The organism is Campylobacter concisus (assembly GCF_902460415.1).
GTDB lineage: Bacteria > Campylobacterota > Campylobacteria > Campylobacterales > Campylobacteraceae > Campylobacter_A > Campylobacter_A concisus_Y.
The window spans coordinates 61,060-67,761 of record NZ_CABPTY010000003.1 but is presented as its reverse complement, the minus strand read 5'-3'; the positions used below and the strand labels follow the sequence as shown (position 1 = coordinate 67,761).

Sequence of the window (6,702 nt, the reverse complement as noted above, 5' to 3'; positions counted from 1 at the left end):
ACTATAATTTTTAATGATTTTTAAAAATTTAGCATATTTAAGGCGAGAGAAATTTTTGAGATATAAATTTTTAAAAGCCCAAATGGATGAAATTTAGGCTTTTAAATTTGCATTAAAATGGCCAGATAGCCTCCATGAGCCTTGTGCCCCAAGGCTTTTTGGTAGATTTGTCTAGCTCGCCCTCGGTTTTGTATAAAATTTTGGCATCAGCTATATATTTTGAGTCGATTTCGTTGTTTTGTGAGATGTCGTAAGGTCTGATAACGCCACTTACTTGCATGATCTGCTTTTCGCCGTTTATAAGTAGCTCGCGACTACCTTCTATGAAATAGTTGCCGTTATTTAGGATTTTTATGATCCTAGCTGAAATGGTTGCGGTAAATTTCTCACTTCTGTTGCTCGTGCCACTTCCTGTAAATTTATTGCCACCACCTGCTTTAAAGCCGATGTCGCCGTATTTGTTTAGATTATCAGCTATATTTGAAAGTGGAGCAGCTCCAGCCGTAAATACACCTCCGCCAAGCGAGATGGTGCTATCTTTATTTGTACTTTTACTACCAGTTGAAGTTTGGCTTGCATTTTCTGAGATAACGATAGTCACGATATCATTTACATTCATCGCTTTTCTATCTGAAAAAAGAGGATTTTCGCCCTTTCCAAAGAGGCTGCCAGCGTTGCTTTGTCCGGTTCCACTATCTTTTGAAGGGAGTTGCTCGACATAAACCGGGGGTTTCATATTGATATGAGGATCAGCACTTGGTGTGCAGCCAGTGCAAATAATGCCCGCAGATAAGACGAGCCAAATCGTTTTATGGTTCATAAAAAATGCCTTAAAATAAGTATCTTTGTGCTAGAATTAAGCAATTTAAGTTCCTAAAAAGGTCGCAAATGAAAAGTTGTTACGTTTTTACAGACAAAAATTTAGCACATCTGCAAGAAATTATAGCTACAAAATTCAAAAAAGTTGAGATTTTTAAGATAATCCCAGATGAAAACGATAAAAATAACTTAATAAATTCAAATGAAAAAGAATTTTTTCTAAAATTTATAGATAAATTTGAAGAGTTAAAAGCCAAAAGCGACTTCGTCATAGTCATTGGCTGTGAGGGCTTTAGTGTCTTTGGCAAAAGCGAGATAAATTTAAAGCTAGCTAGAAATTTAAACGCTCCAGTCTTTGACGAAAACGCAAGCGAGCTAAAAGCACTAAATCTAAACTCAAAGCTTCTAATCACAGATAAATTTGATGAAATTTTGAGCTACAAAGCTGACATCATCACACCATTTAAATTTCAAAGCCTGCTTCTAAAAAGAGCCAAAACTGCAAACAAAACAGTTGTTTTGCCAGAGAGTGACGATGAGAGAATTTTAAAAGCAGCTCACATAGTATTAGAAAAAGATGCGGCAAATATCATTTTATTAGGACTTGAAAATGAAATTTCAAAAAAAGCGGCCGCTTGTGGGCTAAATCTAAGCAAAGCCAAAGTGATCAATCCAGAACAAAATGAGCTGACAGATGAATTTGCAAAGAAAATTTATGAGCTTAGAAAACATAAAGGTGTGGATGAAACTAAGGCAAATGCGCTTGCAAAAGATAAAATTTACTTTGCTACGATGCTAATTCATGAAGGCTTAGCCGATGCCTTGGTAAGTGGCGCTACAATGAGCACGGCTGATACGATCCGCCCAGCCTTGCAGATAATAAAAACAAAGCCAAATGTAAGCGTGGTAAGTGGGGCATTTTTCATGGCGCTTGAAGAAGAAATTTTGCTTTTTGCCGACTGTGCCGTCACGCCAAATCCAAGCGCAGATGAGCTAGCTAGCATCACACTAAGTAGCGCTCAAACGGCAAATGCCTTTGGCCTTAGTCCAAAGATCGCCATGCTAAGCTACTCTACAGCTGAGAGTGGAAGTGGACCTGATGTGGAATTTGTAAAAGAAGCTGCTAAAAAAGCTAGCGAGCTTGATGCAAATTTAAAAATCGCAGCGCCAATTCAGTTTGATGCAGCTATTGAGCCAAGTGTCGCTAGCAAAAAGATGCCAAACTCTGATGTGGCTGGGCAGGCAAATGTATTTATCTTTCCAAATTTAAACTGCGGAAACATCTGCTATAAAGCAGTTCAGCGAAGCGCAAACGCTCTAGCCGTGGGTCCGATACTTCAAGGGCTAAAAAAGCCAGTTAATGACCTAAGCCGCGGTTGCCTTGTTGAAGACGTGGTAAATACTATCCTAATCAGTGCTATACAAGCAGGAGAATAATATGAGAATTTTGGTTTTAAACTCTGGTAGTAGCTCAATAAAATTTCAACTTTTTGCAATGGATACCAAAACCAGTCTAGCAAGCGGTCTAGTCGAGCAAATCGGTAGCTCCAGCTCAAGAGCGGTACTAAAAGCAAATGGCGAAACCTACGAGATAAAACGCTTTATAAAAGACCACCATGACGGACTTGAGGCGATGAACGAGCTCTTTGTCACCTCACACACCTTGCACGATCTAAGCGAGCTTGATGGTATCGGACACAGGATAGTTCACGGCGGCGAGAGCTTTTTTAGCTCAATGATCGTTGATGAAAGCGTCATCAAAAAGATCGAGGAGATAAGCCCACTTGCTCCTCTTCATAATCCAGGGCACCTAGCGGGCATTAAAAACGCAATGAAAGAGAGCAAAAATGTACCTCACGTAGTCGTTTTTGACACAGTATTTCATCAAAGCATGCCAGAGTACGCCTACCGCTACGCCCTACCCTACGATGTTTGTAAGACTCATCACATAAGAAAATACGGCTTTCACGGCACTTCGCATAGATACGTCTGCAAACAAGCGGCCAAAATGCTTGGCATAGAATTTGATAAATTTAACGCTATCTCGCTTCATCTAGGAAATGGCGCTTCAGCCTGTGCAGTACAAAATGGCAAAAGTATCGATACCTCGATGGGGCTTAGTCCACTTGAAGGGCTCATAATGGGTACAAGAAGCGGCGATATGGACCCAGCTGTGGTCATTTACTTGCTAAATATCGGCGTTTTAAAGTGGAACGAGATCGATAACTTTTTAAACAAAAAGAGTGGACTTTTTGGAATTTGTGGCTCAAGTGATATGAGAGAGGTTGTGGCTAAAATGCAAAATGACGAGCGAGCAAAGCTTGCATTTGAGATGTTTTGCTACCGAGTGAAAAAATATATTGGCTCATATTACGCCATTTTAGGACGCGTTGATGCACTTATATTTACCGGTGGCATAGGAGAAAACGCACCAAACACAAGGCAAAAAATTTGTGACGAATTAAAACATCTTGGCATTCACATAAATCACGATCTAAATTTCCAAGACATGCGAGGCGAGAGATGCATAGACGGGGATGACGCTAAGATAAAAACACTCATCATACCAACAAACGAAGAGCTAGAAATCGCGATAGAAACGGCTAGAGTAATAAAAGAGAACAAAGCCAAATAAATAGATGTTTAAGTCCAGACTTGATATATAAATTTTAAGCCTAATTGGTTTTAAAATAGAATTAGCATTATTTTTAGGTTATAAGATAAAAAGCTTTTGCGATTTTAAGCTCGCAAAAGCTTGCAATCAATTTTTCTTAAAAAATCTCAAAATTTTTGCTTGAAATTTAAACTGCTCCGAAAGCTCCATTATCGGATAAGCTCCGGCGTATTTTTTACCACCTAGTAAATTTTTACTAACACCACCACGTGCTGCGATCTGCGCGAAGTCACCCACACTCACATGTCCAGTCGAGCCACTTTGCCCGCCCATGACGACGTTTCTGCCTAGTATAGTTGAGCCAGCAAGGCCAGTTTGTGAGACTATAAGGCAGCCGTTTCCAAGTTCGCAGTTGTGGCCTATTTGAACGAGATTGTCTATCTTTGTGTAGTTTGCGATCATTGTGCTCTCAAATACTCCACGATCTATCGTCGTGCAAGCACCGATCTCGACAAAATCGCCCAAAACAACATTGCCGTTGTGATAAATTTTCACATGCTCACCGGTTTTTGTGTGTGCATAGCCAAAGCCATCACTTCCAATCACGCAGTTTGCTAGCAGGTGACACTCGTTACCGATGACGCAGTCATTGTAGATGACTGCGTTTGGGTGGATGATGCAGTTTTTACCGATAGTTACATTATCGCCCAAAAATGCTCCAGCCATTATTACTGTATTTTCACCAACACTCACGTTTGAGCCTATGTAGACATTTGGCATTATCTTTGCACTCTTAGCAATATTTGATGGCTTTGGCTCGCAAAAAAGCGGCTTAGCATAATCTTTACTAAGCAAGGCAAATGCAAGGTGCGGGTTATCACACACAAGTGCGACCATACCAGCTGGTACCAAGTCTAAAAGCGATTTTGTCACCAAGATGGCTCCAGCGTTTGATGTACTTATAAATTTTGCATTCTTCTCGCCATCGCAGTATGTTAGCTCAGCTTTATTTGCATTTTTTAAAGAATTTAGAGCAAAAATTTCTATATCTTCTCCACTAAAAGTAGCATTTACTTTTGAGGCTATTTCACTTAGTTTCATCATATATCCATTATCACAGATCCGCCACGTACGACGTCAACTGGGTTAAATTTCTTTATAGACTTTAAAAAGCTCTCTATCCTACTCGCATCGTCAGCCACCATGACAACGATGTAGTTTTCGTTTGTATTTGTAACGATACCGTTGTACGACTTTAGTATCGCCTCAAGACCGGCAAAATTTTCACCAAGCGGAATTTTCACTAGCGCCATCTCTTTTTCGACGAATTCGCCGCTTTCTATGACTTTATACGTTGGTATGAGCTTGTGAAGCTGTTTTACGATCTGCTCTAAAACTCTCTCGTCACCGCTTGTTACGATACTTAGCCTTGAGAAGTTGCTCTCAGGTATCGGAGCAACGGTGAGCGTGTCAATATTGTAGCCCCTGCCTGCAAAAAGCCCAGAAATTCTAGCCAAAACGCCGTGTTCATTTAAAACTATAACCGAAATCGTTCTTCTGATACTCATTTTTCTTCCTTGCTCTTTAATATCATATTATAAATCGCAGCCCCTGCTGGAACCATAGGAAGTACGTCCTCAAAGCGGTCGATCCTAACGTCGATCATCGCTGATTTTTTGCTATCGATCGCTTCTTTTAAAGCCTTTCTAAACTCGTCCTTACTCTTACAAACAAAGCCAACACCGCCAAAACCCTCAACGATCTTTGTAAAATCAGGCTGAAGGCTAAGATCGGTCGATGAATAGCGTTTTTCATAGAAAAATGTCTGCCACTGACGAACCATTCCTAAGAAGTTATTATTTAGGATTATATTGATAACCGGAGCCTTTGTTTCACAGGCAGTCATCAACTCTTGGATATTCATAAGTATTGAGCCGTCACCAGTGAAATTTATGACAAGATTGTCCGGCATCGCACACTTTGCACCAATCGCTGCAGGGAGGCCATATCCCATCGTACCAAGGCCGCCACTTGTTACAAGCTGCCTTGCTCGGTTAAATGGATAAAACTGCGCCACCCACATTTGGTGCTGGCCAACGTCTGTTGAGATGATGGCATCAGGTCCAGCTATCTTCGCAGTCTCTTCGATAACCCATTGTGGTTTAAGAACTGTGTCACTATCTGTATAGCTTAGAGGATTTAGCTTTGAGTATCTATCTAAAATTTCTCTCCAAGGAGCATAGTTTTCAGGCTTTGCATTGACTTCATCATAAAGCTCGGTTAGCACATTTGTAAGATCGCCAACTATTGGAAAATGGGCGTTTATGATCTTTGAAATAGAGCTCGGATCAATGTCAACATGGATGATCTTTGCGTGTTTTGCAAATTCATCCGTTCTACCAGTTATCCTATCGCAAAATCTAGCTCCAAGCGAGATCAAAAGATCACACTCGCTTAAAGCCATGTTTGAAGCGTAGCTACCATGCATGCCAGCCATGCCTAAATTTAGCTTATCTTTCGCGTCAAGCACGCCAAGAGCCATAAGCGTTTCGACTGCTGGAATGCCTGTTTTTTGCATAAATTTACGGATGATATCGCTAGCTCCAGATGCGATCGCACCACCACCGATGTATAGAAGTGGTCTTTTAGCTTCATTTATCGCAACTGCTGCCTTTTTTATCTGTTTTGAGTTGCCTTTATAGGTCGGCTTGTAACTTGGGATAGAAATTTCTTTTGGATATACAAAATCACCAAGCTTTGATGTGATATTTTTTGGAATGTCGATATGAACTGGTCCCGGGCGGCCTGATCTTGCGATATAAAAAGCCTCTTTTATAATACGAGGCAGTTCCTCGACACTATTTACTAAAAAATTATGCTTGACGCATGGGCGTGAAATGCCGACCGCATCAATCTCTTGAAATGCATCTGTACCTATCATAAATGTCGGCACCTGACCACTTATAAGCACGATAGGGATGCTGTCGCTATAAGCTGTGGCAAGGCCTGTGACTGCATTTGTAAAACCAGGGCCACTAGTCACAAAAGCAACACCCACTTTACCGCTAACCCTTGCATATCCGTCTGCTGCATGTACGGCTGCTTGCTCGTGGCGAACTAGAATATGCCTATAGTAAGTTTGCTTGTATGTCTCGTCGTAGATATTTAAAGCTGCACCGCCAGGATAGCCAAAGACTATATCAACACCCTCTTCGTGCAAGGCCTCGCTTATCATCTGTGAACCAGAAATTTGTTTTATCATCACTTTA

6 protein-coding genes are annotated in these 6,702 nt (G+C 40.9%); 2 read left to right on the top strand and 4 right to left on the bottom strand.

What is annotated here, in order from left to right:
* Nucleotides 1-112: 112 nt before the first annotated feature.
* A complete protein-coding gene (flgH, locus tag FZ940_RS07805; RefSeq protein ID WP_072594280.1) occupies nt 113-820 on the bottom strand; it encodes a flagellar basal body L-ring protein FlgH in 708 nt (235 codons plus the stop codon).
* 68 nt (nt 821-888) lie between these two features.
* On the opposite strand from flgH, the gene pta reads away from it, so the two are divergent.
* On the top strand, nt 889-2,256 hold the full coding sequence (gene pta, locus FZ940_RS07800; protein ID WP_148822147.1) for a phosphate acetyltransferase: 1,368 nt from the start codon (nt 889-891) through the stop codon (nt 2,254-2,256).
* A 1-nt stretch (nt 2,257) separates the two neighbouring features.
* On the top strand, nt 2,258-3,454 hold the full coding sequence (locus tag FZ940_RS07795; RefSeq protein ID WP_107696363.1) for an acetate kinase: 1,197 nt from the start codon (nt 2,258-2,260) through the stop codon (nt 3,452-3,454).
* A 126-nt stretch (nt 3,455-3,580) separates the two neighbouring features.
* Here FZ940_RS07795 and lpxD read toward each other — a convergent pair whose 3' ends face one another.
* From lpxD to FZ940_RS07780, 3 genes are read right to left on the bottom strand one after another with little or no spacing between them, the layout of a single operon-like run.
* Complete coding sequence (gene lpxD / locus FZ940_RS07790; protein ID WP_148822146.1) at nt 3,581-4,534, bottom strand: UDP-3-O-(3-hydroxymyristoyl)glucosamine N-acyltransferase; 954 nt, start codon at nt 4,532-4,534, stop codon at nt 3,581-3,583.
* On the bottom strand, nt 4,534-4,995 hold the full coding sequence (gene ilvN, locus FZ940_RS07785; protein WP_223154204.1) for an acetolactate synthase small subunit: 462 nt from the start codon (nt 4,993-4,995) through the stop codon (nt 4,534-4,536). Before ilvN ends, lpxD begins: the two co-directional genes overlap by 1 nt.
* A gap of 2 nt (nt 4,996-4,997) precedes the next feature.
* Nucleotides 4,998-6,692, bottom strand: coding sequence for an acetolactate synthase large subunit (locus FZ940_RS07780; RefSeq protein ID WP_187422158.1), 1,695 nt, complete (start codon nt 6,690-6,692; stop codon nt 4,998-5,000).
* Nucleotides 6,693-6,702: the final 10 nt, after the last annotated feature.

Coding starts and splice junctions, on each gene's coding strand:
- flgH (WP_072594280.1), bottom strand. CDS start 820: ATGAACCATAAAACGATTTGGCTCGTCTTATCTGCGGGCATTATTTGC.
- pta (WP_148822147.1), top strand. CDS start 889: ATGAAAAGTTGTTACGTTTTTACAGACAAAAATTTAGCACATCTGCAA.
- FZ940_RS07795 (WP_107696363.1), top strand. CDS start 2,258: ATGAGAATTTTGGTTTTAAACTCTGGTAGTAGCTCAATAAAATTTCAA.
- lpxD (WP_148822146.1), bottom strand. CDS start 4,534: ATGAAACTAAGTGAAATAGCCTCAAAAGTAAATGCTACTTTTAGTGGA.